The organism is Poseidonibacter sp. (genome assembly GCF_041821165.1).
GTDB lineage: Bacteria > Campylobacterota > Campylobacteria > Campylobacterales > Arcobacteraceae > Poseidonibacter.
In genome coordinates, this window is sequence record NZ_JBGUES010000244.1 from 1 (window position 1) to 2714 (window position 2714).

The following is a 2714-nucleotide window of genomic DNA, read 5'->3' on the forward strand; positions in this document are numbered from 1 at the left end:
GTAAAAGGTATTGGAAAAAAGTTTGCACATGAATTATTAGAAAAGTATGATGAACCTCAATTAGTAGAAATTTTAAATGAAAAACCTGAAGAGTTATTGCAATTTAAAGGTATAAAAGAAAAAAAACTAAAAACAATTGTCGCATCATGGCAAAAGTTTAAACACCTAAGAGAACTAGGAAGTTTTCTAGCTCAATTTGGTGTTACTTCTAACTTAATTACAAAAATATATTCTGCTTTTGGCGAAGTAGATGACCTAATAGAAAAAATAAAAACAAATCCATATATGCTTATAAATATAAAAGGAATTGGGTTTAAAAGAGCAGATGAAATTGCTAAATCTTTAGGAATTGACCCACGTAGTGAATTTAGAATAATGGCATGTTTAAATTATAATCTTCAAGAATATTGTAATAATAATGGGAATTCTTCAATTGATAAATTTCACTTATACAAACTGCTTGATGATTCTTTAAGATTTTCTAATGAAGAAATTCTATATGAAGAATCATTATCTAAAATGCTAGTTCAAGAAGATATTTTTGTAACTAAAGAGAATAGATATGCTTTATCAATGCTTTATTATGCTGAAAAAAATGTATTAGACTTTTTTCAAAGACGAAAAGATGAAAAAAATAAAAGAATAATTGCTTCTTTTGAAGATTATTTAGTAAGAAAACAAAAGTCATTAGGGTTTGATTTAAGTACTGAACAAAAAAAAGCTGTTGAACTCATAAATGATGGACATAAAACACTATTTTTAATAGGTTATGCAGGAACAGGTAAATCTACATCAAGTAGGGCGATATTAGAACTTCTTGAAGAGATTTGCTCTTATGATGATATTATGACTATTGCATTAAGTGGAATAGCTTCACAGCGTATTTCTGATACAACTGGATATAACTCTGCAACAATTCAATCTTTACTTATGAAACACAAAGAAAAAGATTTCTTCCCATATAAAGTAATCTTATTAGATGAAGCTTCGATGGTAAACTCTGTTACTTTTTACCAAATAGTATCAAAGATTGCAGATGATACAGTTTTTATAATTGTTGGTGATGATGGACAGTTACCTGCTATTGGAGCTGGAAATATATTAGCTGATGCTATTAAACATGAATTAGCCCCAATATGTAAACTTACGAAAATTTATAGACAAAATGAACAACAAGCGATTGCTTTAATTGCAAATGATATTAGAAAAGGTGAAGTGCCTAAATATAATGAAGAGTATGAAGACTTTAAGTTTGTTAATGTTTCAATTGAAAATTACTATTCACAAAAAAACTCTATTTCACAAAATGAATTTTTAGATTTAAGAGGAGAAAATTCTACTTATATTTTAAATAATATTTTAAATATATCAGCTTCATATATTCAAGATTATTACGACTTAATTAAAAAGAAAGAGATTAATTCTGCACTTACATTATTTCAAGTAATTACACCTATGAAGGGTGGATTATTAGGAGTTGAAAACCTAAATATGCAACTTCAAAAACTTTTTAACCATACAAAAGCAAAAGCTTATGCAACAAAACTTTATGAGTATAAAATTACAGATAAAGTAATACATATTAAAAATGAAAATATGAAAGCTCAAACTATGAGTATGTATAAAAGTGGGTCAAGTGATTTCTTAGAAAAAAGAGTTTTTAATGGTCAATTAGGTCTTATAATAAAACTAGATTTTGAAGAAAATAAGTGTATTGTTTTATATCCAAATGATGATATGGTTGTATTTTATGATTTTGATACTATTCACTCTTTATTGTCTTTAGCATATTGTCTTACTATTCATAAAACTCAAGGAATGGAGTATGAAAATGCATTAATTCCTATGAGTTTTTCTCATTATATTATGCATAATACTAAACTTCTTTATACAGCAATTACAAGAGCAAAAAAAATGTGTTTTATTGTTGGAGAAGAAGAAGCCTTTGTAAGTGCTTGTAAAAAATTAGAAATCACTATTAGAGAATCTGTAATTAATGATATCTTGGGTACTCTTTAACGCAAGTAAAAGAAACTTTTTAGTAATATAACTAAAATTTTTATGAGGATTAGATTTTATGATAACATGGATGCAAAGACATAAAAGATGGCTAGTTATTACTATTTGGATAAGTACAATAGCATTCGTCGGAGCTGGTTTTGTTGGCTGGGGTTCGTATGAGTATGGAAAACAAGGCGGAGTAGTCGCAGTTGTAGGCGATAGAGAAATTTCAAATGATGAGTACCAAGAAGAGTATTCAAGACTTTATGAACAATATGCAAATGCCTTTGGAAGTGCATTTAACAAAGATATGGCAGAAAAGTTAAACTTAAAAAATATTGCATATACACAAGTTTTACAAAAGAATTTAATTTTATCTTATGGTGAATCATTAGGAATTGATGTAACAAATAAAGATATTGCAAAAGAATTAGTAAAATATAATGCATTTTTAAAAGATGGCAAATTCGATAAAGATACATACGTACAAGTATTATCTCAAAATAGAACTACACCAGTTAAATTTGAAGATTCTTTAAAAAGAAATATTTTATTACAAAAAATTCAAACTCTATTTGAAGTTGATGCAAACCAAGTAGAAGTTCAAAATTTAAATAAATTACTTTTTGTTCAAGATGATATTTCAATTAAAATTTTAAACTCAAATGATATAGTTATTAATCCTTCTGAAAATGAGTTAAAAAAATATTGGG

2 protein-coding genes are annotated in these 2714 nt (G+C 26.6%); both read left to right on the forward strand.

Annotated elements, in window-relative coordinates; all coding sequences use genetic code 11:
* Positions 1-2019 (forward strand): AAA family ATPase (locus ACERKK_RS12700; RefSeq protein ID WP_373773446.1); only part of this gene is annotated, 2019 nt, incomplete at its 5' end.
* Between the two features lie 58 nt (positions 2020-2077).
* On the forward strand, positions 2078-2714 hold a 637-nt coding region (locus ACERKK_RS12705; protein WP_373773447.1), incomplete at its 3' end, for a SurA N-terminal domain-containing protein.